The sequence below is a fragment of the Ensifer sp. GW821-FHT05G01 genome (assembly GCF_059419585.1).
Genome location: NZ_JBWKSC010000008.1, coordinates 255,804 through 279,862 on the forward strand (window position 1 = coordinate 255,804; position 24,059 = coordinate 279,862).

Annotated in this window: 23 protein-coding genes and 1 tRNA gene; 10 read left to right on the forward strand and 14 right to left on the reverse strand. The window is 61.0% G+C overall.

Annotation, left to right across the window (positions count from 1 at the left end):
• Positions 1 to 85 precede the first annotated feature (85 nt).
• From glmS to AC07UR_RS20815, 3 genes are read left to right on the forward strand one after another with little or no spacing between them, the layout of a single operon-like run.
• Positions 86 to 1,912 (forward strand): glutamine--fructose-6-phosphate transaminase (isomerizing), encoded by a 1,827-nt coding sequence (glmS, locus tag AC07UR_RS20805; protein WP_209792376.1) that lies wholly within the window; start codon positions 86 to 88, stop codon positions 1,910 to 1,912.
• Positions 1,912 to 2,409, forward strand: coding sequence for a GNAT family N-acetyltransferase (locus AC07UR_RS20810; RefSeq protein WP_209792438.1), 498 nt, complete (start codon positions 1,912 to 1,914; stop codon positions 2,407 to 2,409). The genes glmS and AC07UR_RS20810 overlap by 1 nt, the downstream gene beginning before the upstream one ends.
• An 18-nt stretch (positions 2,410 to 2,427) precedes the next feature.
• Entirely contained in the window at positions 2,428 to 3,120 is a 693-nt protein-coding gene (locus AC07UR_RS20815) for a DUF502 domain-containing protein (RefSeq protein ID WP_077503497.1), read from the forward strand.
• 4 nt (positions 3,121 to 3,124) lie between these two features.
• Here the strand turns inward: AC07UR_RS20815 and recG are convergent, their stop codons facing one another.
• A complete protein-coding gene (gene recG / locus AC07UR_RS20820) occupies positions 3,125 to 5,230 on the reverse strand; it encodes an ATP-dependent DNA helicase RecG (protein ID WP_209792378.1) in 2,106 nt (701 codons plus the stop codon).
• Between the two features lie 117 nt (positions 5,231 to 5,347).
• On the opposite strand from recG, the gene AC07UR_RS20825 reads away from it, so the two are divergent.
• Positions 5,348 to 5,653, forward strand: a complete 306-nt coding sequence (locus tag AC07UR_RS20825; protein ID WP_173419936.1) for an FAD assembly factor SdhE — start codon at positions 5,348 to 5,350, stop codon at positions 5,651 to 5,653.
• Positions 5,654 to 5,657: 4 nt separating this feature from the next.
• Entirely contained in the window at positions 5,658 to 9,167 is a 3,510-nt protein-coding gene (gene mfd / locus AC07UR_RS20830; protein WP_209792380.1) for a transcription-repair coupling factor, read from the forward strand.
• A gap of 50 nt (positions 9,168 to 9,217) precedes the next feature.
• On the opposite strand, the gene AC07UR_RS20835 is transcribed toward mfd, so the two are convergent.
• A complete protein-coding gene (locus tag AC07UR_RS20835; protein WP_209792382.1) occupies positions 9,218 to 9,874 on the reverse strand; it encodes a DsbA family oxidoreductase in 657 nt (218 codons plus the stop codon).
• 89 nt (positions 9,875 to 9,963) lie between these two features.
• Positions 9,964 to 11,778, reverse strand: coding sequence for an extracellular solute-binding protein (locus tag AC07UR_RS20840; protein ID WP_209792391.1), 1,815 nt, complete (start codon positions 11,776 to 11,778; stop codon positions 9,964 to 9,966).
• A gap of 271 nt (positions 11,779 to 12,049) precedes the next feature.
• On the opposite strand from AC07UR_RS20840, the gene AC07UR_RS20845 reads away from it, so the two are divergent.
• Positions 12,050 to 12,679, forward strand: a complete 630-nt coding sequence (locus AC07UR_RS20845) for an invasion associated locus B family protein (protein ID WP_173419940.1) — start codon at positions 12,050 to 12,052, stop codon at positions 12,677 to 12,679.
• A 124-nt stretch (positions 12,680 to 12,803) separates the two neighbouring features.
• Here AC07UR_RS20845 and hspQ read toward each other — a convergent pair whose 3' ends face one another.
• From hspQ to AC07UR_RS20860, 3 genes are all read right to left on the reverse strand, one after another.
• Positions 12,804 to 13,133, reverse strand: a complete 330-nt coding sequence (hspQ, locus tag AC07UR_RS20850; protein ID WP_025427014.1) for a heat shock protein HspQ — start codon at positions 13,131 to 13,133, stop codon at positions 12,804 to 12,806.
• 212 nt (positions 13,134 to 13,345) lie between these two features.
• Positions 13,346 to 14,755 carry a type I glutamate--ammonia ligase gene (gene glnA / locus AC07UR_RS20855; RefSeq protein ID WP_025427015.1) on the reverse strand — a complete coding sequence of 470 codons (1,410 nt, stop codon included), beginning with the start codon at positions 14,753 to 14,755 and terminating at the stop codon, positions 13,346 to 13,348.
• Positions 14,756 to 14,820: 65 nt separating this feature from the next.
• Positions 14,821 to 15,159 carry a P-II family nitrogen regulator gene (locus AC07UR_RS20860; protein WP_003528058.1) on the reverse strand — a complete coding sequence of 113 codons (339 nt, stop codon included), beginning with the start codon at positions 15,157 to 15,159 and terminating at the stop codon, positions 14,821 to 14,823.
• Between the two features lie 343 nt (positions 15,160 to 15,502).
• Here AC07UR_RS20860 and AC07UR_RS20865 point away from each other — a divergent pair, with 343 nt between their 5' ends.
• Positions 15,503 to 16,978 (forward strand): NAD(P)H-hydrate dehydratase, encoded by a 1,476-nt coding sequence (locus AC07UR_RS20865; RefSeq protein ID WP_209792393.1) that lies wholly within the window; start codon positions 15,503 to 15,505, stop codon positions 16,976 to 16,978.
• An 82-nt stretch (positions 16,979 to 17,060) separates the two neighbouring features.
• Here AC07UR_RS20865 and gpt read toward each other — a convergent pair whose 3' ends face one another.
• Both gpt and AC07UR_RS20875 read right to left on the reverse strand, forming a co-directional pair.
• Positions 17,061 to 17,558, reverse strand: a complete 498-nt coding sequence (gpt, locus tag AC07UR_RS20870; RefSeq protein ID WP_025427018.1) for a xanthine phosphoribosyltransferase — start codon at positions 17,556 to 17,558, stop codon at positions 17,061 to 17,063.
• A gap of 159 nt (positions 17,559 to 17,717) precedes the next feature.
• Positions 17,718 to 18,473 (reverse strand): competence/damage-inducible protein A, encoded by a 756-nt coding sequence (locus AC07UR_RS20875; RefSeq protein WP_209792395.1) that lies wholly within the window; start codon positions 18,471 to 18,473, stop codon positions 17,718 to 17,720.
• A gap of 164 nt (positions 18,474 to 18,637) precedes the next feature.
• On the opposite strand from AC07UR_RS20875, the gene wrbA reads away from it, so the two are divergent.
• From wrbA to AC07UR_RS20890, 3 genes are all read left to right on the forward strand, one after another.
• On the forward strand, positions 18,638 to 19,237 hold the full coding sequence (gene wrbA, locus AC07UR_RS20880) for an NAD(P)H:quinone oxidoreductase (RefSeq protein ID WP_209792397.1): 600 nt from the start codon (positions 18,638 to 18,640) through the stop codon (positions 19,235 to 19,237).
• 232 nt (positions 19,238 to 19,469) lie between these two features.
• On the forward strand, positions 19,470 to 19,712 hold the full coding sequence (locus tag AC07UR_RS20885; RefSeq protein WP_053247390.1) for a DUF2188 domain-containing protein: 243 nt from the start codon (positions 19,470 to 19,472) through the stop codon (positions 19,710 to 19,712).
• 91 nt (positions 19,713 to 19,803) lie between these two features.
• Positions 19,804 to 20,022: a hypothetical protein gene (locus AC07UR_RS20890; RefSeq protein ID WP_077503508.1), complete on the forward strand. Its 219-nt coding sequence runs from the start codon at positions 19,804 to 19,806 to the stop codon at positions 20,020 to 20,022.
• A gap of 84 nt (positions 20,023 to 20,106) precedes the next feature.
• Here the strand turns inward: AC07UR_RS20890 and AC07UR_RS20895 are convergent.
• The 6 genes from AC07UR_RS20895 to AC07UR_RS20920 form a co-directional block, all read right to left on the reverse strand.
• Positions 20,107 to 20,191: transfer RNA gene (locus AC07UR_RS20895), tRNA-Leu, on the reverse strand.
• Between the two features lie 655 nt (positions 20,192 to 20,846).
• Positions 20,847 to 20,969 (reverse strand): hypothetical protein, encoded by a 123-nt coding sequence (locus AC07UR_RS20900; protein ID WP_256372324.1) that lies wholly within the window; start codon positions 20,967 to 20,969, stop codon positions 20,847 to 20,849.
• An 896-nt stretch (positions 20,970 to 21,865) separates the two neighbouring features.
• The gene (locus tag AC07UR_RS20905) at positions 21,866 to 22,111 is read right to left on the reverse strand and encodes a DUF982 domain-containing protein (protein WP_173419944.1); all 246 of its coding nucleotides are present in this window, start codon (positions 22,109 to 22,111) and stop codon (positions 21,866 to 21,868) included.
• Positions 22,112 to 22,286: 175 nt separating this feature from the next.
• The gene (locus AC07UR_RS20910) at positions 22,287 to 22,544 is read right to left on the reverse strand and encodes a hypothetical protein (RefSeq protein ID WP_209792399.1); all 258 of its coding nucleotides are present in this window, start codon (positions 22,542 to 22,544) and stop codon (positions 22,287 to 22,289) included.
• A gap of 161 nt (positions 22,545 to 22,705) precedes the next feature.
• Positions 22,706 to 23,401 (reverse strand): HAD family hydrolase, encoded by a 696-nt coding sequence (locus AC07UR_RS20915; RefSeq protein ID WP_234942033.1) that lies wholly within the window; start codon positions 23,399 to 23,401, stop codon positions 22,706 to 22,708.
• Between the two features lie 13 nt (positions 23,402 to 23,414).
• On the reverse strand, positions 23,415 to 24,005 hold the full coding sequence (locus AC07UR_RS20920) for a hypothetical protein (protein WP_209792401.1): 591 nt from the start codon (positions 24,003 to 24,005) through the stop codon (positions 23,415 to 23,417).
• Between the last annotated feature and the right edge of the window lie 54 nt (positions 24,006 to 24,059).

A 24,059-nucleotide genomic window follows, 5' to 3' on the forward strand; every position in this document is an offset into this window, starting at 1 on the left:
GCGTTACCAAGGCAGCGCGCCGGGCGGGACTTCCGCCCTGTCGATTGGGGCGTCGAAACGGCGCGGGACGAATTCGGAGACGACTATGTGCGGAATTGTTGGCATCGTTGGGAACCAGCCGGTCTCGGAGCGGTTGGTCGATGCGTTGAAGCGCCTGGAATACCGCGGCTACGATTCGGCCGGTGTTGCGACCATCCACGCCGGTGCGCTTGAGCGGCGCCGGGCGGAGGGCAAGCTGGTCAATCTGGAGAGCCGCCTGCGCGAAGAGCCGCTGGCCGGCACGATCGGCATTGCCCACACACGCTGGGCGACGCATGGTGCACCGACCGAGCGCAACGCCCATCCGCATTTTACCGACGGCGTTGCCGTGGTCCACAACGGCATCATCGAAAATTTTTCCGAGCTGAAGGACGAACTGATCGCCAGTGGGGCTAAGTTCGAGACGCAGACCGACACCGAAGTCGTGGCGCATCTCCTGGCGAAGTTTCGTCGCGACGGCCTTGGCCGGCGCGAGGCCATGCACGCGATGCTGAAACGGGTGACCGGGGCATACGCGCTGGCTGTCCTCTTCCAGGACGATCCCTCTACGATCATGGCTGCCCGCAACGGCCCGCCGCTGGCGATCGGCCACGGCAAGGGCGAGATGTTCTTAGGCTCAGACGCAATCGCTCTGTCGCCCTTTACCAACGAGATCACCTATCTGGTCGATGGCGACTGGGCGGTGATCGGCGCCAATGGCGCCCATATCTTCGATCTCGCCGGCAATGCCGTCGATCGCCCGCGACAGATCTCGATGGCGGCCGCCTACATGATCGACAAGGGCAATCACCGGCACTTCATGGAGAAGGAAATCTACGAGCAGCCGGAGGTGATCTCGCATGCGCTCGGCCACTACATCGACTTTGCCGAAAACCGGGTGAAGGCGCCCACGGATGCGATCGATTTTGCCGGCGTGCCGAGCCTCGCGATCTCCGCCTGCGGCACTGCCTATCTCGCTGGTCTTGTCGGCAAGTACTGGTTCGAGCGTTACGCCCGCCTGCCGGTCGAGATCGACGTCGCCTCCGAGTTCCGCTACCGCGAAATCCCGCTGTCGCCGCAGTCAGCCGCCTTGTTCATCTCGCAGTCGGGCGAAACCGCTGACACGCTGGCTTCGCTTCGCTACTGCAAGGATCACGGACTGAAGATCGGTGCCGTCGTCAACACCCGCGAATCGACCATCGCGCGCGAATCCGACGCCGTGTTTCCGATTCTTGCCGGGCCTGAGATCGGGGTCGCCTCGACCAAGGCGTTCACCTGCCAGCTGGCGGTACTGGCGGCCTTGTCGATCGGCGCCGGCCGCGCCCGCGGCACGGTGTCTGCCGACGAGGAACAGGCACTCGTTCGTCATCTGACGGAAATGCCGCGCATCATGGGCCAGGTTCTGAACGGCATCCAGCCGAAGATCGAGATGCTGTCGCGCGAGCTGTCGAAGTGCCGGGACGTGCTTTACCTCGGTCGTGGCACCAGCTTCCCGCTGGCGATGGAAGGCGCGCTGAAGCTCAAGGAAATCTCCTACATCCACGCCGAAGGTTATGCCGCCGGCGAGCTGAAGCACGGGCCGATCGCGTTGATCGACGAAAACATGCCCGTCATCGTCATCGCCCCGCACGACCGCTTCTACGAAAAGACCGTGTCGAACATGCAGGAAGTGGCGGCACGCGGCGGACGGATCATCCTGATCACGGACGAGAAGGGCGCAGCCGCTTCGAAGCTCGAGACGATGGCGACAATCGTGCTGCCGAATGTCGACGAGATCATCGCGCCGATGATCTTCTCGCTGCCGATCCAGCTGCTCGCCTACCACACCGCCGTGTTCATGGGCACCGATGTCGACCAGCCCCGTAACCTCGCAAAGTCGGTCACGGTCGAATGATCACCATCCGGTCGGAAAGTGCGGGCGACGAGCAGGCGATCCACGACGTGACGGCCGCCGCCTTCAAGGATCACCCGCACAGCGACCAGAGCGAGCCTTTCATCATCGAGCGCCTTCGGGATCAGGGCGCTCTGACACTCTCGCTCGTGGCCGAAGACGAAGGCCACATCGTCGGCCATGTCGCCTTCTCGCCAGTGACGCTCACCCCGCCGGTCGCCGGCTGGTTCGGGCTCGGTCCTGTCGCCGTTTTACCTGATCGCCAGACCAAGGGCGTCGGCAGCCGGCTGATCCGCGAGGGGCTCGCAATGCTTGCCGGCGACGGCGCCGCTGGCTGCGTGGTCATGGGGGACCCCGACTATTACCAAAAGTTCAGATTCGGACACGAATCTTCGCTTGTATTCCCGGGTTGTGCGCCGCAATATTTCATGGCGCTGGCCTTCTCCGGCGCGGTGCCTGAAGGCACGGTTGCCTACCATCCGGCATTCGGCGCCGAGTGAGGTTTAAACGGAAGAGGCATGAGCGAAAATTCGAAGAGCGGCTATATTGCGACCCGGTTGCGCAACTATTTCCTGACAGGGCTGATCATCTGCGCGCCGCTGGCGATCACTGTCTGGCTGGTCCGCACCTTCATCGAATGGGCCGATGGATGGGTGAAGCCCTATCTGCCGAATTTCTATAACCCGGACACCTATTCGCCGGTGGCCATTCCCGGCTTCGGCCTGCTGGTCGCGCTCATTGTCATCACCCTGGTCGGCTTCCTCACCGCCAATCTGGTCGGGCGCTCGATCGTTGCCTTCGGCGAATCCCTCGTCAGCCGGACGCCGCTGGTTCGCACCATCTACAAATCGCTGAAGCAGATCTTCCAGACGGTGCTGCAGGAGCAATCGTCCTCGTTCAAGAAGGCGGGGCTGATTGAATATCCGAGCCCCGGCCTCTGGTCGCTCGTCTTCATCGCCACGGATGTCAAAGGCGAGGTCGCCGCCAAATTCTCCGAACGCGGCATGGACATGGTGACCGTGTTCCTGCCGCCGACGCCTATCCCGACCGCCGGCTTCCTGCTGTTCGTTCCGCGCGACAAAATCATCCCGCTTGAAATGAGCGCCGAGGATGCGGCCAAGCTATTGATTTCCGGCGGCCTCGTCGCACCGGATTACAAGCCGCTGGCCAACGCGCCGCCGCGCAAGATCGCCCAGCAGAAAACCGCCTGACGCGTCAGCCGGCGCGCAGAAAGCGGATCGCCTCGTCGCGTCGGTGCAGATAGAGCAGGGTCCTCAGCGCTTCACCGCGAGGTGATGTCAGGTCCGGATCCCGCTCGATCATGTAGGCGGCGTCCTTGCGGGCGATTTCGAGCAGGTCGCCATGGGCTTCGAGGCTGGCGATGCGAAAGCCAGGCGTGCCCGACTGCCGCGTTCCCAGCAATTCGCCCTCGCCACGCAGCTTCAGGTCTTCCTCGGCGATCAGAAATCCGTCCTCGCTGTCGCGCAGGATCGAAAGCCGCGCCCGACCGGTCTCGCCGAGCGGGCTCTTGTAGAGCAGGATGCAGGTCGATGCTTCGTCGCCACGACCGACGCGGCCGCGCAACTGGTGCAATTGCGCCAGCCCGAAGCGCTCCGCGTGTTCGATCACCATGATGGTCGCGTCCGGTACGTCGACGCCGACTTCGACGACGGTGGTGGCAACAAGCAGGCGGATCTCGCCATTCTTGAAGGCGAGCATGACGGCGTCCTTCTCCGCGCCGTTCATGCGACCGTGGACGAGGCCGACATCGCTGCCAAAGCGTTTGGACAGACCCTGGTAACGCTCATCCGCCGACATGACGTCGATCGCTTCGGATTCTTCCACGAGCGGGCAGATCCAGTAGGCCTTCTTGCCCTCCTTGAGGGCCGCTGCGAGACGATCGACGATCTCGTCGGTCCGTTCGGTCGGGATGGTAACCGTCTGGATCGGCTTTCGCCCGGCCGGCTTTTCCGTCAGCTTGGAAACGTCCATGTCGCCGAAAGCCGCGAGCACGAGCGTGCGCGGGATCGGCGTGGCGGTCATGACAAGCATATGCGGTGAGATGCCCTTGGCAGTGAGGCGCAGACGCTGGTGGACACCGAAGCGATGCTGTTCGTCGACGACCGCAAGGGTGAGTTCCCGATAGTTCACGGTGTCTTGGAACAGGGCATGAGTGCCGACAACGATCCGGGTTTCGCCGGACGCGATGCGTTCCAGGATTGCATCGCGCTCCTTGCCCTTGGTGCGCCCGGTCAACACATCCATGGTGATACCAGCGGGAGCCGCCATTTTCGACAGCGTTGCGAAATGTTGCCGCGCGAGGATTTCCGTCGGGGCCATCAGCACGGCCTGGCCGCCCGATTCGACCGCCGCCAGCATTGCCATCAGCGCGACCATGGTCTTGCCGGAACCGACGTCGCCCTGCAGCAGACGAAGCATCCGCTCGTCTCCGGCCATGTCCTTGAGGATGTCGGCAATCGCGGTCGACTGGCTCGCTGTCAGCGAGAAGGGCAGTGCGGCGATAACAGGGCCCGAGAGCTTGCCTGTCGCATGCACCGGCGTGCCGGCAACCTTTCGGAGGCGCTGGCGAACGAGGGCGAGAGAGAGCTGGCCGGCCAGGAATTCGTCATAGGCGAGACGCCGACGCGCCGGCGCCTGCGGGTCGATATCCGTGGCGTCGCGCGGCTCGTGCAGGGCACGAAAGCTGTCGGCCGCACTTTGAAAACCCTGCTTGGAAGCGAGTGTGTCGTCGATCCACTCGGGCATCTCAGGGACGCGGGCAACCGCCGCCTCGATCGATTTGCGCAGGATGCGAGCCGAAAGCCCGGCCGTCAGCCCGTAGACGGGTTCGACGAGCGGCAAGTTGTCCGCCTCGCTTGCCTTGACCATATAATCGGGGTGAACCATCGATGGCCGGCCGTTGAACCAGTCGACCTTGCCGCTGACGATCACCGTTTCGTCGACCGGCAGCGATTTTTCCAGCCAGTTGCCTTTGACGCGGAAGAAGGTGAGCGCCAGTTCACCGGTGTCGTCATGCAGGAAGATGCGGTAGGGCAGGTTCTGCTTGCCGGGCGGCGGCGGCTGGTGGCGATCGACGCGGCCAGTGATTGTCACCACGACGCCTTGCGGCGCATTGGCGATACCAGGCTGCTGCCGTCGATCGATCAGCGAATGCGGGGCGTGGAAAACCAGGTCGACGACACGGCAGTCTTCGATGGTTTCCCGGCCAAGAAGTCGGGCATACAGCTCGCCGATCTTCGGACCGATACCGGGCAAAGTGTTCAGCGGTGAAAAGAGCGGGTCGAGCAGGGCAGGGCGCATGGCGATGAAATTGCGACGACAATTCGGAGTTTGGCAAGGCTGACAATCATCTATTCAGCGTTTATAGAGCGCAGTGACGAAAAACCGTACCCCCGCGGACGGCAGGAAGGAACTCCCATGACTGGCATCTCACGCACCAGCGCCGATCTCGATCCGCGTCGCCGCCGGATCCTGTTTCGCGCCTGGCATCGCGGCATCCGCGAAATGGACCTCGTCCTCGGACAGTTCGCTGAAGCCGAGCTTCCCGGCCTCTCCGAGGTCGAACTGGACGAGCTTGAGATCATTATGGCCGAGGAAGACAACGATCTCGTCAAGTGGATCATCGGCGAACAGCCGGTGCCCGAGCGTTACCAGACGCCGATGTTTACGCGCATCGCCGCTTACCGCCCCGATTTCGAGCGGCTCCCCGAAGAGATGAAGTAGACCGATGCTGGCTGGCCTTGACCCGAAGAAGATTGTAGCGGCAACGCGTGAAGTCACGATTGGCCCGGTTCCTTCAGGCGCCGAGGCGCTGGTGCTGGCCGATCTCGCCCGGGCCGGCACACCAGTTGCCTACATTCTCTCAGACGGCCAGCGTATCGCCGATCTGGAGCAGGTCCTCGGCTTCGTCGCCCCCGATATCCCGGTTCTGACACTGCCCGGATGGGACTGCCTTCCCTATGACCGTGTCTCGCCGAGCGCCGATACCTCGGCACGTCGGCTTGCGGCGCTGAGCGCCCTGATCGCCCACCGCAAGAAGCCGCATGCGGCAATCGTGCTGGTGACGGTCAATGCTGCCTTGCAGAAGATTTCGCCGCAGGATGTGATCGAGAGCCTTGCCTTCTCCGCGCGCCCAGGCAACCAGGTGCGCATGGACGATGTGGCCGCGCGGCTGGAGCGCAACGGTTTCGAGCGTGTGGCGACAGTCCGTGAAGTCGGCGAATACGCCGTGCGCGGCGGCATTCTCGACGTCTTCGTTCCGGGCAGCGGCGATCCTCTGCGGCTCGACTTCTTCGGCGATACGCTCGAGACCATCCGCTCCTTCGATCCGGCGAGCCAGCGCACGACCGGTCAGGTCCGTTCCCTCGACCTCAATCCGATGAGCGAAGTGTCGCTGACGCCGGAAACGATCAGCCACTTCCGCACGCGTTATCTCTCGCTGTTCGGTGCGACGACCCGCGATGACGCGCTCTATCAGGCCGTCTCGGAGGGGCGTCGCTATGCCGGCATGGAGCATTGGCTGCCGCTGTTCTACGATCGCCTCGAGACCGTCTTCGACTACCTCCAGGGCTTTCGCATCGTTACCGACCACGTGGCACGGGAAGCCGCCGCCGAACGGTCGAAGCTTATTCTCGATTATTATGACGCCCGCCACACGGCGGCATCGCCGGGCAAGTCGCTGGCGACACAGGGCACGCCCTATAAGCCCGTGCCGCCGGAATTCCTGTATCTGAATGCCGAAGGTTTCGCGGCTGCACTCGCTGAGCGTAGCGCCGTGCGCCTCACACCGTTCAGCGAGCAGGAGGGAGAAGCCCGACAAGTCGTGACCGTCGATGCGCGTCAGGGCGTGCGCTGGGCAAAGGCAGCCGGTGAAGGCGAGGCGGAGGGCGATCGCGTCAACGTCTTCGACCAGGCGGTGAAATACATCGCCGAAAAGCGCTCGCAAGGCTCGAAGGTCATCGTCTCTGGCTGGAGCGAGGGGTCTCTCGACCGCCTGCTGCAGGTGCTGGTCGAGCATGGGCTCGGCAACATCCGCCAGATCAAGGCGCTCGCAGACGTCAAGACGCTGAAGCCGGGCGAGGCTGCGTCCGCGGTCCTCAGCCTTGAAGCGGGTTTCGAGACGGGCGATCTCGTCGTCATTGGCGAGCAGGACATTCTCGGCGACCGCATGGTGCGCCGCTCCAAGCGGCGCAAGCGCGGCGCCGATTTCATTGCCGAGGTCGCGGGTCTCGATGAAGGCAGTTACGTCGTCCATGCCGAACACGGCATTGGCCGTTTCGTCGGACTGCGCACGATCGAAGCAGTCGGGGCGCCGCACGATTGCCTTGAGCTCGTCTATGCCGACAACGCCAAGCTCTTCCTTCCGGTCGAAAACATCGAGCTCCTGTCGCGCTACGGCTCGGAGGGGACGGATGCGATCCTCGACAAGCTCGGCGGCGTCGCTTGGCAGGCCCGCAAGGCCAAGCTCAAGAAGCGCCTGCTCGACATGGCCGGTGGCCTCATCCGCATCGCCGCCGAGCGCCACACCCGACATGCGCACGTGCTTGTGGCGCAGGATGGTGTCTACGACGAATTCGTCGCCCGCTTCCCTTATGACGAAACCGAGGATCAGTTGAACTCGATCGATGCCGTCCGGGAAGATCTCGGTAGCGGTCGGCCGATGGACCGGCTCGTCTGCGGCGACGTCGGTTTCGGCAAGACGGAGGTTGCGCTGCGTGCGGCCTTCATCGCCGCTATGAACGGGGTCCAGGTTGCCGTTGTCGTGCCGACGACGCTACTGGCTCGGCAGCATTTCAAGACATTCACGGAGCGCTTCCGTGGCCTGCCGATCCGCATCCAGCAAGCGTCTCGGCTCGTCGGCTCCAAGGAGTTGGCGCTGACCAAGAAGGAAGTGGCCGAAGGCAAGACCGACGTCGTCGTCGGAACCCACGCCCTGCTCGGAACGTCGGTCAACTTCGCCAATCTCGGCCTGCTCATCATCGACGAGGAGCAGCACTTCGGCGTCAAGCACAAGGAACGGCTGAAGGACCTGAAGTCGGACGTGCATGTGCTGACGCTGTCGGCAACGCCAATCCCGCGGACGCTGCAGCTGGCGTTGACGGGCGTGCGCGAACTGTCGTTGATCACGACGCCGCCTGTCGACCGCATGGCGGTGCGCACCTTCATCTCACCTTTCGATGCGCTGGTGATCCGCGAGACCCTGATGCGCGAGCATTATCGCGGCGGCCAGAGCTTCTATGTCTGCCCGCGCCTCAGCGATCTCTCCGAAATCCACGATTTCCTGAAGTCCGATGTGCCGGAGCTGAAGGTGGCCGTGGCGCACGGCCAGATGCCGGCAACGGAACTGGAAGACATCATGAACGCCTTCTATGAAGGGCGTTACGACGTGTTGCTGTCGACGACTATCGTCGAATCCGGTCTTGACGTGCCGACGGCCAATACCCTGATCGTGCATCGCGCCGACATGTTCGGCCTGGCACAGCTCTATCAGCTGCGCGGCCGTGTTGGCCGCTCGAAGGTGCGCGCCTTCGCGCTGTTCACGCTGCCCGTCAACAAGACGCTGACGGCAACGGCCGAGCGGCGGCTGAAAGTCCTGCAGTCGCTCGACACACTCGGCGCCGGTTTCCAGCTGGCAAGCCATGATCTCGACATCCGCGGGGCCGGCAACCTGCTCGGCGAGGAACAGTCCGGCCACATCAAGGAGGTCGGATTCGAGCTCTACCAGCAGATGCTCGAAGAGGCCGTCGCTGAGCTCAAGGGCGAGGAAGAGGTTCACGACACCGGCTGGTCACCGCAGATCTCCGTAGGTACCCCGGTGATGATCCCGGAACACTACGTACCGGATCTGCATCTGCGACTTGGCCTTTACCGCCGCCTGGGCGAGCTGACCGACCTCAAGGAAATCGACGGCTTCGGCGCCGAGATGATCGACCGGTTCGGCCCGCTCCCGATCGAGGTGCAGCATCTGCTGAAGATCGTCTACATCAAGTCGCTCTGCCGCACGGCCAATGTCGAAAAGCTCGATGCCGGGCCGAAGGGTGTGGTCGTGCAGCTTCGCAACAAGGAATTCCCAAACCCGGCAGCGCTGGTCGGTTACATCGCCAAGCAGGGCACGCAGGCGAAGATCAGGGCCGATCACAGCATCTTCTTCCAGCGCGAACTGGTGACGCCGGAAAAGCGCCTCTCGGGCGCGGCGATGGTGATGACGCAACTCGCAGGGCTGGCGAAGCAGGCTTGATCGCCTCCGCGCCGCCGCTCCAGGTGGCGGCGCGCGTATCGATGCAGAGATTATGCCGTGGCTTTCATCTGCGCGATTTCGCGCAGTGCATTGCTGAGCACGTCGACCGACTGCGCCCCCATCACGGCATATTGCCCGTCGATGATGAAACAGGGCACGCCGGTCACGCCCATTTCGCGGGCCATTCCGATCTCTTCTTTGACAGCATCCTTGTCGGCATCCGAGTTGAGGAGCGCTGCGATAACGGGCCGGTCGAGGCCGGCCTCCGCTGCGATGTCGAGCAGCACCGCGTGATCGCCGACATTGCGGCCTTCCTCGAAGTTGGCCTTGAAGAGCAGGCTGACGACGGCCGACTGTGCCGCATCGCCATGGGTCGCCGCCCAGCGGATGAGGCGGTGCGCGTCGAGCGTATTCGGGCTGATCTTCACAGCATCGAAATCGAATGCGATGCCATCGGCATGGCCGAGGGCGTTGAGCGTTTCATGCGCCCGGTCGACGGCTGCCTGACCGCCGAGCTTGGCGGCGAGATGCTGCTTGTGGTCCACGCCTTCAGGCGGCAGGTCGGGGTTGAGCTGATAGGGGCGCCACTGCACCGCGACCTGCAGCTCAGCGCCGACATTGGCGATCGCCTGGTCGAGCCTCGCCTTTCCCAGATAGCACCACGGGCAGACGACGTCGGAGACGATATCGATGCTGACGGTTTGCATGATGTGGGGTGCCTTTCCTGTTGGATAAAGCTGCGAGATAAGCCGGTTCGATCCGGCTTTCAATGCGTTACCAAAAGGGAACCATCCCTTTACTGTACGTTCTCGTCCCACCAGGCGGGCAGCTGGTAGCCATAGAGCGGAACCGCCTCCGGCCGTCCGATATGCTTGCGCCGGGCGACCCATTGCGCATCCAGGTGGTAGAGCGGCACAAGGTAGGAATTGTTGACCAGCAACCGGTCGTGCGCACGAACGGCTGCGGTGAAGTCCTCTGTCGTTCTGGCCTGCAGGATGTTTTCGACCATGCGGTCGACTTCCTTGTCCGCAACGCCGGCGAAGTTGTCGCTTCCCTGGCGATCGCGCGACTGCGAGGTCCAGCGGCCGACCTGTTCGATGCCAGGCGAGAGCGTGGACGGGAACGACTTGATGATGACATCGTAGTCAAACGATTGGCTGCGTTGCTGATACTGCGAATCGTCGACGGTGCGCACCGAGGCCTTGATGCCGAGCGGCGCCAGGAAGCGCTGGTAGGCGAGGGCGATTTTCTCCTGCCCGGCATTCTGGCTCATGATCTCGAAGGCAAGCGGCGCGCCGTTGGCGTCGACCATCTTGCCGTCCTTGATCTGATAGCCGGCCTCGCGCAGCAGGGAGACGGCCACGCGCAGCACGTTGCGGTCGCGCCCCGATGCATCCGTCACCGGCAGGCGATAGGTGCCGTCGAGGATTGCCGGGTTGATGTGCTCGCGTGCATCGCCGATCAAACCGAGTTCACGGTCGTCGGCAGCGGCACCCAGAAACGAAAGCGTCGAGTTCTGCCAGTAGCTCTGGGTGCGGGTGTAGGCGCTGTCGAACAGGTTCTTGTTGACCCACTCGAAGTCGAAGACCAGCGCCAAGCCCTGGCGGAGCTTGAGGTTGTCGAACATCGGTTTGCGTGTGTTGAAGACGATGCCGAGCATGCCGGAGGGCGTCTTCGGGGTGAATGTTTCCTTGACGACGTCTCCGGAGCGAACCGCAGGAAAGTCGTAGCCGCGGGCCCATTTGGTGGCGCTGCCTTCGGGGTAGATGTCGATCTCGCCCTTCTTGAACGCCTCGAACAGGGAGTTCTCCTGCAGGAAGTACTCGACGGAGATCTCGTCGTAATTGTCGAAGCCGACTTTGGAAGGAAGGGTCTTTGCCCAATAGTCCGGGTTGCGGCGGTAGACGATGCGTTCGCCGGGCTTTACCTCGGCAACGCGATAAGGGCCTGAACCAAGCGGGGCTTTAAGTGTTGTCTGGTCAAACGTCGCCACATCGGTCGCGTGTTTCGGCAGGACCGGAGAGAGCCCAAGCAGCAGCGGCAGTTCGCGATCGGCGTCTTCGGTGAAGGTGAAACGGACGCTGAGGTCGCCGAACTTCTCGAGCTTGGCCACCTTCGCCATGCGGTTGGCAAAGGGCACGCGCCCCTTGTCGCGCATCAGTTCAAAGGTGAAGATGACATCGTCTGCGGTTACCGGCTGCCCGTCAGCCCAGCGCGCGGCCGGATTGATATTGAACTGAATGAACGTCCGGTCGTCGTCCCATTCCACCGACTGGGCCAGCAGACCGTACATGGTGAAGGGTTCGTCGCGGGAGCGCTGCATCAGTGATTCGTAGACGAGATTGCCGTATTCCGGATCCCACATACCGCGCGCCGTCGTGCGCATGCTCTTCAGGATGAACGGATTGAGGCTGTCGAAGGTCCCGACCACGCCGTACGAGATCTTGCCGCCCTTCTTCACATCGGGATTGACGTAGGGGAAATGCTTGTAGTCCGCCGGCAGCGCGGGCTCGCCATGCATGGAAATGGCGTGTACGGGAGCGGCCATCGCGGCATCGCCAAATGCGGTTGCGGCCAACAGGATGGCCAGACCGGAAAGAATTGTGCGCAACGTTATCTCCAGTGAAGTGGCAAATGGCCGATTCCCGGCACGTTACCAATGCCGGTCGACAATTCCAACCGACGCTATACCCAAATTCCGGCGGGCAAGAGGTCAAAAAAAAGCAAGAAACACTGGATAAACCGCACGAGCCAATGTAACAGGTGTTTCCGGAAACGGGGTCATGCATTTGCCTTATTTGGCCAACAGGACAACGGCGGCTGACGATACTCACCTGCGGAACGAATTGTTCCGTTACCGGATTTCAGGAGACGGAATCACAATGTTCTTCAAGTCGAACTTCACCAAACGTGCGGGTCTGGCAACGCTGGCGCTCTCGGTAGCAGCTGCGGGCGTCCCGGGCGTCGCATCTGCCCAGCAGGCTGGTGGCAAGCCTCCGCAGGGTTGGTTCAAGGTCTGCACCAAGCAGGAAGACAACGATGTCTGCATCGTTCAGAACCTCTTGACGGCAAACAACGGTCAGCTCCTGACCGCAGTTGGTCTCATCACCGTATCGGGCAAGGTCAACCGCAAGGTTCTGCAGGTTTCCGTGCCGTCCGCGCGACTGATCCCGACCGGCGTCCAGATGCAGATCGACGGCGGCAAGCCCGTGAAGCTCGACTACGCCATCTGCATGCCGGACAAGTGCGTTGCTGAAGCTCCGCTGTCTGACCAGCTGATCGCAAGCCTGAAGAAGGGCAATGAGGTGGTCTTCACCTCCGTCAACTTCCAGCGCGCACCGAACCCGATCAAGATGGGTCTTGAAGGCTTTACCGGTATTTTCGACGGCGAGCCGATCGAGCAGTCGCAGCTTGAAGAGCGTCAGCGCTTGCTGCAGGAAGAAATGCAGAAGAAGGCTGAAGACGCGCGCAAGAAGCTTGAAGAGGCCCAGAAGGCCGCCAAGCAGAACTAAGCGCTTCGGCTCTTTCGAGAATAAAAGAAACGCCCGGACGATGTCCGGGCGTTTTTCATTTGAGCGAGTGCCGACGGCGCGGTTTCCAGAGTATCCCCAGTGCGTTTATCCGAACGCACGGCCCTTAGTGGCGGAACGTGACCTTGGGCTTGTAGTGCCCGATATCGTCCTTTTCGAACAGGGCGTCGACCTGAGCGTGGCGGATCGGCCGATCGCTCTCGTCGGAAACCAGGTTCTGCTCGGACACGTAGGCGACATACTCGCTGTCGTCGTTCTCGGCGAACAGGTGGTAGAAGGGTTGATCCTTGCTTGGGCGGATCTCCTGCGGAATGGCATTCCACCACTCCTCGGTGTTTGCGTATTCCGGGTCAACGTCGAAGACGACGCCGCGGAACGGGAAAACCCGATGGCGAACCACCTGTCCGATCTCGAATTTCGCGTTTCTCTGTTTCATGACGCAACACATCCTTTCAAGGGATTATCTGGGTTGCCAAACCCAAAACATCAATAGGGTGTCATGCACGGCTTCGTGTACGCCTTCCTGGCCTTCCTGTTTCCCGCTGCAGCGTGGTTGAAAAAAACAAGCCGGCGAGGGTCCCTTGAACCCCGCCGGCTTGCCGCGTCGCTTGCGGACCGGTGCGGCATCCGCCGCCCGGCCCATCGGTCTTAGACCGAGTAGTACATGTCGTACTCGACCGGGTGCGGGGTCATTTCGTAACGCATGACTTCCTGCATCTTCAGCTCGATGAAGGAATCGATCTGATCGTCATCGAAGACGCCGCCAGCGGTCAGGTACTTGCGATCCTTGTCGAGGCTTTCGAGCGCTTCGCGCAGCGAGCCGCAGACCGTCGGGATCTTCTTCAGTTCCTTCGGCGGCAGGTCATAGAGGTCCTTGTCCATGGCCTTGCCCGGGTGCAGCTTGTTCTTGATGCCGTCCAAGCCGGCCATCAGCATTGCTGCGAAGGCGAGGTAGGGGTTGGCTGTCGGGTCCGGGAAGCGGACTTCGACGCGCTTTGCCTTCGGGTTGGTACCGAACGGAATGCGGCACGAGGCCGAACGGTTGCGGGCGGAGTAGGCGAGCAGAACCGGAGCTTCGTAGCCCGGGACGAGACGCTTGTAGGAGTTCGTCGACGGGTTGGTAAACGCGTTCAGCGACTTGGCGTGCTTGATGATGCCGCCGATGAAGTAGAGGCACGATTCCGACAGGCCGGCATATTCGTCGCCGGCGAAGGTCGGCTTGCCGTCCTTCCAGATCGACAGGTGCACGTGCATGCCCGAGCCGTTGTCGCCGAAGATCGGCTTCGGCATGAAGGTTGCCGTCTTGCCGTAGGCGTTGGCGACCTGGTGCACAACGTACTTGTAGATCTGCATCTTGTCGGCGTTGCGAACCAGAGCGTCGAACTTGACGCCGAGTTCGTGCTGGGCAGCGGCGACTTCATGGTGATGCTTTTCGACCGTGACGCCCATTTCGGACAGGACCGTCAGCATCTCGGAGCGCATGTCCTGGCAGCTGTCGATCGGCGGAACCGGGAAGTAACCGCCCTTGACGCGCGGACGGTGGCCGAGGTTGCCGGTCTCATAGTCGGTGTCGTCGTTGGACGGCAGTTCCGAGGAGTCGAGCTTGAAGCCGGTGTTATAAGGATCAGCCTTGTACTTGACGTCGTCGAAGACGAAGAATTCGGCTTCCGGGCCGACGAAGACGGTGTCGCCGATGCCCGATGCCTTGAGGTAGGCTTCGGCCTTTTTCGCCGTGCCGCGCGGGTCGCGGTTGTAGGCTTCGCCTGAAACCGGATCGAGAATGTCGCAGATGATGACCATCGTCGACTGCGCGAAGAACGGGTCCATATGCGCTGTTTCCGGGTCGGGCATCAGCACCATGTCGGACTCGTTGATGGCCTTCCAGCCGCCAATCGAGGAGCCGTCGAACATGACGCCATCGGCGAACATGTCTTCGTCGACACAGACGACATCCATCGTTACGTGCTGCAGCTTGCCCTTGGGGTCGGTAAAGCGCAGGTCGACGAACTTGACGTCGTTGTCCTTGATCTGCTTCAGAATATCGCTTGCAGTCGTCATTTTCCGTAATTCCCTGTGTGAGATGACGAGGTTTTAAGGTGAAAGGGCCGGGCGGCCCTTGAGGATCAGATGGCGTCGAGGCCCGTTTCGCCGGTACGAATTCGGATGACTTCCTCCACGTTGGAAACGAAAATCTTTCCGTCGCCAATCCGGCCGGTTTGGGCAGCATTGCGGATCGCCTCGATGACGGCCTCCGCGTTTTCGTCCGCCAGCACCACTTCGACCTTTACCTTGGGCAGGAAGTCCACGACGTATTCAGCGCCGCGATACAGCTCCGTGTGACCCTTCTGTCGACCGAAGCCCTTTGCTTCCGTGACGGTAATGCCCTGCAGACCGACTTCCTGAAGGGCTTCCTTCACTTCGTCGAGCTTGAAGGGCTTTATGATCGCTTCGATCTTTTTCATGAGAAAATGTCTCTCCGCTTCTCCCTTTAAAGCAGGATCATGCCCGCTCACCCGTCAATATGCACGTTGCATGCCAGTTTTTCTGCAAAATGATTGCCGAGGAGCAAAATTTCTTGGGATTGAGCGATGGTGACTGCATTCCATGCCTTTGGCTTCGGTCGATCTGCCTATTTTTTGTAAGGTTTCTGCCCAGCTTGTTCGGTTTGGGTCGAAGGTCGTGGCATCTGCACCGGGAAAGCACGTTATTTGAGCAACAAATATGTGCAAATGCATCATTGGTGAGCAATCCGGAATCCGTGGACACCACTTGCCGCGGGCTGATGGACGGGGGTAAGTCTGGACCATGCACTCTTTTCTTCGTGATCTGTTGATTACCCCGGCCGAAATGGCCGCAATAGACCTGGCAGCTGCGCGATCGGGGATCGACAGCTTCCTGTTGATGCGCAGCGCCGGGTTTGCTGTCGCTGCGGCTGCGCTCGGGCGCTTTCCGCAGGCACAACGCTATGTCGTTCTGTGCGGACCCGGCAACAATGGTGGTGACGGCTATGTCGCGGCCTCGGCGCTTGTCGAGAGCGGTGCGAACGTTGCTGTTTTTGCCTTCGGTGATCCAGCCGCACTTTCCGGCGACGCCGGCCGTGCACGGCAACTGTGGAATGGCACCATAGATCCACTTGCCTCCTACTTGCCGCAGCCCGCAGATGTCGTCGTCGATGCACTCTTCGGCGCAGGCCTTTCGCGCGATCTACCGGGACCGGTGGTGGAAGCGATCAAGCGGATCAACGGGCGGAACTTGCCCATTATTGCCGTCGACCTGCCGACCGGCGTTGACGGGCGGACAGGGCAGATCCGCGGCGCGGCATTCGCTGCGAACCATACGGTCACCTTCATGGCGAGGAAGCCGGGCCATCTGCTGCTTCCCGGCCGTTCGCTGTGCGGCGCTCTCGAGGTCTTCGACATCGGTATTCCGGCCCGGATCGTGCTCGCGGGGGGGAACGCATTGCGCGTCAACACACCGGCTCTCTGGTCCGACCATGCGGCAAGGCTCGATGCATCGAGCCATAAATTCCGTCGCGGTCATCTCGTCGTCTTCTCGGGCGGGGCGCAGGCGACGGGTGCCGCGCGACTGGCGGCGGCCGCCGGTCTCGCTGCCGGGGCCGGTCTGGTGACGGTGGCATCACCGACGGCGGCGCTCGACATCAATGCCGGGCAACTGACCGCCGTCATGCTGAAAGCGATAGACGATCCGCCGGAGCTCGCGCGCTGGCTGGAAGACACCAGGCTCGGGGCGTTTGTGCTTGGTCCGGGATTTGGAGTTGGTGAGCGCGCGCGCGCCTTTGCGCTAGCGCTCTGCGATCGCGCGCTGGTTCTCGATGCCGATGGCATTACGTCTTTTCAGGAGCACCGGTCGCAATTGTTCGCCCGTCTGGCGGCGGCAACGGGCAGGGCGGTGATGACACCGCATGAGGGCGAGTTTGCCAGGCTGTTTCCCGAGATTGCCCGAGACAAAAACCAGTCGAAGATCGAAAAGGCGCAAGCCGCGGCACATATCAGCCGTGCGACGATCGTCTACAAAGGAGCCGATACGGTGATCGCCAGCCCGGACGGGAAGGTTGCCGTCAATGCCAACGCTCCGCCGTCACTGGCGACAGCCGGATCCGGAGACGTGCTTGCAGGCATTATCGGCGCGCACTTGGCGCAAGGCATGCTAGCGTTCGAGGCTGCTGCCGCCGGAGTCTGGCGCCATGGGGCCGCCGGAGCGCAGGCCGGTCCTGGGTTGACGGCCGAAACTTTGGTGGCATCCATACCGCCGCTTGGCTGAAGCCTACATCGTCATTCGAGCGTGAAAAGAAAACGCCTTCGACACGCTGGCGCGTGACGAAGGCGTACATGACCCGATCGGATCAGCCGCGCGTGCCCTTGGCGATCGGCTCCTGATAGGTGAAGCCCAGATCCCACGGGAAGTAGATCCAGGTATCCTGGCTCACTTCGGTGACGAATGTGTCGACCATGGGCCGGCCCTTGGGCTTGGCGTAGACGGCGGCAAAATGCGCCTTCGGCAGCATGGCGCGAACTTCGGCCGCCGTCTTGCCGGTATCTGTCAGGTCGTCGATGATCAGTACGCCTTCGCCGCCATCCTTGGCGATCTCAGGCGCGATGCCTTTCAGCACCTTCATCTGACCCTGCGTGTCATAATCGTGGTAGGAGGCGATGCAGACCGTCTCGATCATGCGGATGTTGAGCTCGCGGCAGATGATTGCCGCCGGCACGAGGCCGCCGCGGGTAATGCACACCATGGCGCGCCATTCCTGCCCCTGATCTGCCAACCGCCAGGCAAGCGCACGCGCGTCGCGGTGGAACTGATCCCAGGAAACGGGGAAGGCTTTATCGGGCAGGGACATTGATGGGCTCCGGCTTGTCTGGACGAGGTAATGGCGAAGCATCCGGCAGATCGGGCATGTGCAGACGCTTCATCCTGATTTGCCGACATGCAATAGCGGCAATGACGGCCGATGCGCAAGAGCTACGCATCCTTGCCGTGCTCTCCGTAGGCTCTGCTGTCAGGTTTGAACGCGCGAAGCGGTAATCGCATCGATCATCGCCTGCACATCCGCGGCTGCGGCCGACAGAGCCTGCGGATCGCGCGCCCTGACGACGATATCGGTCGAGAAAACCTTGCCGTCGAATTTGGGGTAGGATCCGATGCTGGTTTCCGGGTGGTTCTTCTGCACTTCGGTGAGCGGCGTGCCGATATCGCCTTCGCCATAGGGAGAGCGTACCGATTGCGAGAGCAGCGGCGTGCCGGCCTGCAAGTCCGGCATGATCGCATCGAGCATCGCCTGAAACACCTGCGGCACGCCGGCCATCACATGCACATTGCCAATCGCAAAGCCCGGTGCGGTGGAGACCGGATTTGGGATCAACCGCGATCCCTGAGGCATGCGCGCCATCCGCTTGCGCGCGTCCGAAAATTCCATGCCGCGGCGTTCGTACATCGCGGCAAGCAACGCCATGGCTCGCTCATCATAAATGCAATCGACAGCAAAGGCTTTCGACACAGCGTCGGCCGTTATGTCGTCATGGGTCGGGCCGATCCCGCCTGAGGTGAAGATGTAGTCGTAGCGCGTGCGCAGCGCGTTGATGGCTTCGACGATCGACGCCTCCTCGTCAGGCACGATACGCACCTCCCGAAGGTCGATGCCGACCATCGTCATCATGTCGGCGAGATGGCCGATGTTCTTGTCCTTGGTTCTGCCGGACAACAGTTCGTCGCCGATGGCGACCATGGCGGCAGTAACGATCTTGGGGCTGCTCATTGGCGATCCTGCTTATGTGAGGCGATTGTTCAGTAGCATCTCGTGATTGTTCGAGAATTGAGAACGCTCTGTTGACCGTGTGGCTTCTGGCAACCGGACGCATTTTGATAAATCTTGCACGTGACGGTAATCAAGCGGAATTGCCTGAATCCAAAGGAGCATTTATGGCCAAGGTTCTCGTTCTCTATTATTCGGCATACGGGCACATCGAGACGATGGCTTACGCAGTGGCGGAAGGCGCCAAGTCAGCCGGTGCTGACGTCGTCGTCAAGCGCGTTCCCGAACTGGTGCCGGAAGACGTTGCCAAGGCATCGTACTACAAGGTGGATCAGGCTGCGCCGATCGCTACGGTCGACGAACTGGAGAATTACGACGCCATCATTTTTGGCGCTGGCACACGCTACGGCACGGTCGCCTCGCAGATGCGCAACTTCATCGACCAGACAGGCGCGCTTTGGGCCCAGGGCAAGCTGGTCGGCAAGGTGGGCTCGGTGTTCACCTCATCGGCGACACAGCACGGCGGCCAGGAAACAACCATTCTCGGCTTTATCCCAACCTTGATGCACCACGGCATGGTCGTCGTCGGCCTTCCCTATGCCTTCCAGGGTCAGATGGGTCTTGAGGAGATCAAGGGTGGCTCGCCCTACGGCGCTTCGACCATCACTGGCGGTGACGGTGCGCGCCAACCTTCGGCGATCGAACTCGACGCCGCTCGCTATCAGGGTGCGCACGTCGCCAAGATCGCAGCGAAGCTGTCGGCCTAAGCCACGGAAAAGTCTTGAAAGATCGACGGGAAAGCGGCTCTCGCAAAGGGCCGCTTTCTCGTTTCGGGACGGCCTGTCACATTCTGATTCGCGAAAGTGGCCTACTGGCCTGTACCTGTGTTAATATCCGCCGCGTTCGGCATGAGAATGCCATTGACGAGGAGGAATATTGGGCCGTGCGGCAACGGTCCGCGGAAGGCGGAATTGCCTTTCGGAGTGCAGGGAGAGAAGCATGGCGCGCATTACGTACTCCATCGTTCCCCATGACGGCGGTTGGGCCTACAAGGCAGCCGACGCTTTTTCGGAACCCTTTCCCAGCCGAGAAATGGCGCTGGCGGCCGCCAAGGCCGCCGCAGCCGAACAACAGGTCGGCGGCGACGACGAGGATATCAGCTTCCAGGACGAAAAAGGGAACTGGCACTTCGAACACACCGACGGCGGTGATCGACCTGAGGCAACCGTCGAAGACGGTTGACAGACTTTTCGGACGATTTGAGCGGTCCGTTCCATATCAGCATCTGCGAGAGTATTGCGTCCACTGCGTCGGCATTAGCGGAGGATTTTCAATGCAGCATTACAGCGTTCAGATCTTCACCTGGACCGCCCGCAACGGCGTGCAACAGGTCGGATCAGCAATCGAAGTCGATGCCCTCAATCCGAAGGCTGCAGCCGTCTCGCTGCTGGGCCTGCGGTTGGAGGATAAGGGAGCCTGCACGAAACTGGCGGTCAGGGTGTGGCACGACGATACCCACATGGCCGAATGCGACTGCTTCTACTACCACTGAGCGGCAAATCGATCCCAAGCGACGTTGCGCGACCCGTTCGTTGAACGGGCGTTCGCGCGCGGAAAGTCTCCAACGAGCATTATCTGGTGCGGGCGGCGGGGATCGAACCCGCACAGCCGAAGCCGAGAGATTTTAAGTCTCTTGCGTCTACCAGTTTCGCCACGCCCGCACTGAGTGTTTTCAGTACCTTGCGCTCTTCGGTTTTGGAAGGCCCGAACAACGGAATTTTCGGTGTCGGGTTCATGTGGGTTGGGCTGCCGGCAGTGTGGGGGGCAGCTTCGGACACAGTGGATCGTTGATATGCCCTGGTCACGGCGCGCACCCGCAAAGAGGTGGGGCAGGGCCTTCGCCGACGGCGGCAGACGCGTGCATTGGAAAGGGATCGGGAAGACGTACGGGCGGCCCGCGCCGCCCTTCTGTCTACTAGAAGATCGTTTTTGCTTGGCGGGCTTGGGGCGTTGTTCTGGTTGCCCGAAGTGCTGGTTCGATGGTCGCGAATTCGGCCGGCGGCCAGTTCACCCTCGTTCGTTGCTTTAACGAGGGTCTGCTTTCCGACCGGTGCCGAAGGCACGGCGGTATAGGCGCCGTTCGCAAATGCGAGCGATAGCACGGCGGCAATGACAATCTTCTTCGGTAGTCTCCTTGGTTCGGACCCGGCGCACAACGGTGAGCAAGCGGGGAACCTTGGCGTAGAACGGCCGATGTTTCAGAGACATACGGCAGATGCTGTACTTCGCTCGGGTCGACGTGGCGAGATCCGGAAATAATTATGAAAGCTTGAGGCGATGTCTCCCATCGCCTGCTCCATGCTCGAAGGGTCTAGATCAGAAGTTGGTGGTGATGCTGTGGTTATATATCCGGCTCTGTTCCGCCTTCTTGGCGGCAAGGGGCACCACGACAATGAATGCAACGAGTGCGAGAATGAAAGCCGGTCCAGGAAGTGCCACCAGAGATTTCCCCGATTTATGATTGTCCCCATTATTCGGGAATTAGGCTTAATTGAAGCTGAATGAAGCCTGTCGAAATGCTGTCGAAAAGCGGAAATAGCCGCCGACGTGCCGATGAAATAGCGGCACCGTTGTCATTTTTCATCGGTGATCGGGTCGTTGTCGCGTCCTGAACACGAAATCCGGAAGGAAGAATCTTGGCGGGCAGAGACGTTTCCCCGTTGAGATCCAGAATGATCGCGACAACGTCCGCAGATGCCGCAGCGTCGCCGCTTTCACCAATTGTTCTTCCCTCAAATGGGTGAGCAGGGCCAGAATAGACCGGGTTCGTACTGCGGATGTTCGCCCCCCGTTCGCCATGTTTTAGGTGTCGCTTTAGAGTGGGCGCGACCAATTTTCAGCTTCGATGTCGATTAAGATTCGGCGCACTGGCGGCTGAATATGGAACGACATCTCGAAAACCCGTGGCGAACAGACCATGCGGAGCGCTCGTCGTATTTGCCTTTAAAGGAGTGCGAAAAGTCTGGCTATGATCGCGGGGAGCGGTCCGTTGGTTCGGTGATACTGGAAAGCCCCACTAGCCGTCCGTAAGCTCTTCGGGCGTTGAAACGATTGCTGAATTCCCCAAGGCGCCATCTGCGTACTTGAAGGCAAGTATGCTCATGACGGAGGCGACTATGACCAGCAGGATGATCCGCATTCTTGTTTTTCCGGTTCGTTGCTCTGTCTAGCAACTCCGGTGGAGGCTCGTTGTTCCAACTCGGCGTTCGGCGACCTGTATCGTTCACCTCAACACAACACTGGCCGCTGCCGCCGGCGCCACGGTGCCCGACAGCGCCGTGCGTCTTACGACACGTAAAGCATGCAGTCGCTTGTCGGTGCCGGCAGACGAAGGATTACTCCTCTATGGCAATCCCTGCCTCACGCGCGGCATCAATGAAGGCTTGACGGGCGGTTTCGGCCGATTGCTTGCCCTCGATCACCGCCGCGCATGTATCAAGCGCGCGCGTCAGGAGCGCACTGTCTTCGATCGGCCAGTCCTCGATCATTGCCCAGGATGCTTCGGTCGTATTCGAGATGGTCGTAAATTTGCCCGGCCCCTCCAGGGCCAGGGTTACGGGCTTGTCCCAATTTTCGGCCATGTCGGTTACCTCAATTTCAGCTGGTGGCGGCCCTTAGCACAGATCCGGGCGATTCCGCGAGCAATGCGATCGATACTTATGTTGCGCCGAAGTCGAGCCATCCGCGCCGTAATTTCCGTCAAGCAACCGCATCGGCGAACGCTACCCGGACATCGGTGCGGCCCTTTTTGGTCCCCTACGATGGCTGACGCTTCGATCGCGAGAAATAGAAGATTGTGCCCGCGATCAACGCGCCAAGGCCGTAGGTGAAAAATGCCTGAAAGTATGGAGTGTCTGACGTCAGAAAATAGATCGCTGGCGCAACGAACATCATGACTGTCAAACCGATAAGGCGAGAAGCAAAGATGCTCATGTCCGAGCGTTTCTTGATTATCCACCCGATCAAGATGCTGGTGAATGTCATCACTATGCTGGCTCCGATGAGCTGCGCCATGCTGGTCCTCCATCAAGGTTTCCTCAGGACTTCCGCACATTTCTCCGGTTTGCAAAAGACCAATCGCTCTTCCGGTCAACAATTGATGGTTGCGTTGACGCGTCGGCTGGTACCGGGTTGCCACCAGTTCAATTGGTCGCGCTCACTTCGGCTGTGGCGCGCTATTTGTCCAGCGTCTGCAGCACATCCGGCAGTCCACCGAGATCGACAATCTCACGAAAACGCGGATGGCTGTCCGGCTTGTCGTGATGTTCGAACGCCCAGGTGAGGGCATGCGGTACGTAGATTCCCCAGCTGCCGGCGTCGAGTGCGGGCACAATATCGGATTTCAGCGAGTTGCCGACCATCAGGCTTTTTGATGGGCCGTCGCCGTGATGCGTGAAAATGCGATCATAGGTGGCGACGGTTTTGTCGCTGACGATCTCGACCGCGTTGAAATAGTCGCCGAGCCCTGAGGCGGCGAGCTTGCGCTCCTGATCGAAAAGGTCACCCTTGGTAATCATCACCAGCCGGAATGTGCCATGAAGAGCCTCCAGTGTTTCTTTGACATGGGGCAACGGCTCGACCGGGTGGACAAGCATTTCGCGCCCTGCGGCGAGAATCTCTGCAATCACCGATGACGGCACCCGGCCGTCCGTGACCTCGACGGCCGTCTCGATCATCGACAACACGAACCCCTTGATGCCGAAACCGTAGAGGCCGAGGTTGCGCTTTTCCGCGGCCAGAAGCCTTGCGGGCAGGTTTTCCGTGTCGGCATGCTGCCTGAGCAAGTCAGTGAAGCGCGCCTCGGTTAGGCGAAAGAACTGTTCGTTTTGCCAAAGCGTGTCGTCGGCATCGAAGCCGATTGTCGTAATCATGTCGGGCATTGTCTCACGGTCCGGCGATCTTGAACGGCTGATCGATCGTCGCCGTCTTGCCGCTGTTGATATCGTTGAAGTGGAAGCGCAGCACGTAGTCGCCTGCCGGCGCTCCGGAAACGTCGATTGTCAGGGTCGAATAGATTTCCTGGTTCTTGAGGTAGCCGGTGAAGGTGAAATCGCCGAATGCCTTCTGGCCGGCGAGGACTTTTCCGGCGGGATTGAGGATATCGAAATCGACGGTGAAGCGTGTTTCCAGCTTGTCCTTCACAGCCGCTTGCTTCCAGGTCAGTCCGACTGGCTCGACATAGGAAACGATGGCTTCCCCTGTCTTGAAGACAGTGCCGTCCTTGGGCTCATACATCGCGTAGCCGGCAGGTTCCTTGCTGATGAAGACGGCTTTGCCGATGGAAAAGGGCAGGGTCTGCGAAAAGTCGCCGACCGCCTGTCGCAGCAGCTCTCGCGCCTTGGCCGGGTCGCCGGAGGTTGCCAGTTGTTCGGCCTTGGTGGCAGCCTCGACGAGCGGTCCGGCCATTGCCTCGATGCTTATGCTGAGCATGCTTGCGGCGGTCAGCACCGCCAGCAGTGACCGATATATCGCCATGACGCCCCCCTTTGTCCGGTTGATCCGACTGTCGGCATTTGCCGCATCGAGTCA

What these genes read in the sequence shown, in the direction of transcription:
- glmS (WP_209792376.1), top strand. Translation starts at nt 86, where the DNA reads ATGTGCGGAATTGTTGGCATCGTTGGGAACCAGCCGGTCTCGGAGCGG.
- AC07UR_RS20815 (WP_077503497.1), top strand. Translation starts at nt 2,428, where the DNA reads ATGAGCGAAAATTCGAAGAGCGGCTATATTGCGACCCGGTTGCGCAAC.
- recG (WP_209792378.1), bottom strand. Translation starts at nt 5,230, where the DNA reads ATGCGCCCTGCCCTGCTCGACCCGCTCTTTTCACCGCTGAACACTTTG.
- AC07UR_RS20825 (WP_173419936.1), top strand. Translation starts at nt 5,348, where the DNA reads ATGACTGGCATCTCACGCACCAGCGCCGATCTCGATCCGCGTCGCCGC.
- mfd (WP_209792380.1), top strand. Translation starts at nt 5,658, where the DNA reads ATGCTGGCTGGCCTTGACCCGAAGAAGATTGTAGCGGCAACGCGTGAA.
- AC07UR_RS20835 (WP_209792382.1), bottom strand. Translation starts at nt 9,874, where the DNA reads ATGCAAACCGTCAGCATCGATATCGTCTCCGACGTCGTCTGCCCGTGG.
- AC07UR_RS20845 (WP_173419940.1), top strand. Translation starts at nt 12,050, where the DNA reads ATGTTCTTCAAGTCGAACTTCACCAAACGTGCGGGTCTGGCAACGCTG.
- hspQ (WP_025427014.1), bottom strand. Translation starts at nt 13,133, where the DNA reads ATGAAACAGAGAAACGCGAAATTCGAGATCGGACAGGTGGTTCGCCAT.
- glnA (WP_025427015.1), bottom strand. Translation starts at nt 14,755, where the DNA reads ATGACGACTGCAAGCGATATTCTGAAGCAGATCAAGGACAACGACGTC.
- AC07UR_RS20860 (WP_003528058.1), bottom strand. Translation starts at nt 15,159, where the DNA reads ATGAAAAAGATCGAAGCGATCATAAAGCCCTTCAAGCTCGACGAAGTG.
- AC07UR_RS20865 (WP_209792393.1), top strand. Translation starts at nt 15,503, where the DNA reads ATGCACTCTTTTCTTCGTGATCTGTTGATTACCCCGGCCGAAATGGCC.
- gpt (WP_025427018.1), bottom strand. Translation starts at nt 17,558, where the DNA reads ATGTCCCTGCCCGATAAAGCCTTCCCCGTTTCCTGGGATCAGTTCCAC.
- AC07UR_RS20875 (WP_209792395.1), bottom strand. Translation starts at nt 18,473, where the DNA reads ATGAGCAGCCCCAAGATCGTTACTGCCGCCATGGTCGCCATCGGCGAC.
- wrbA (WP_209792397.1), top strand. Translation starts at nt 18,638, where the DNA reads ATGGCCAAGGTTCTCGTTCTCTATTATTCGGCATACGGGCACATCGAG.
- AC07UR_RS20885 (WP_053247390.1), top strand. Translation starts at nt 19,470, where the DNA reads ATGGCGCGCATTACGTACTCCATCGTTCCCCATGACGGCGGTTGGGCC.
- AC07UR_RS20890 (WP_077503508.1), top strand. Translation starts at nt 19,804, where the DNA reads ATGCAGCATTACAGCGTTCAGATCTTCACCTGGACCGCCCGCAACGGC.
- AC07UR_RS20905 (WP_173419944.1), bottom strand. Translation starts at nt 22,111, where the DNA reads ATGGCCGAAAATTGGGACAAGCCCGTAACCCTGGCCCTGGAGGGGCCG.
- AC07UR_RS20910 (WP_209792399.1), bottom strand. Translation starts at nt 22,544, where the DNA reads ATGGCGCAGCTCATCGGAGCCAGCATAGTGATGACATTCACCAGCATC.
- AC07UR_RS20915 (WP_234942033.1), bottom strand. Translation starts at nt 23,401, where the DNA reads ATGATTACGACAATCGGCTTCGATGCCGACGACACGCTTTGGCAAAAC.
- AC07UR_RS20920 (WP_209792401.1), bottom strand. Translation starts at nt 24,005, where the DNA reads ATGGCGATATATCGGTCACTGCTGGCGGTGCTGACCGCCGCAAGCATG.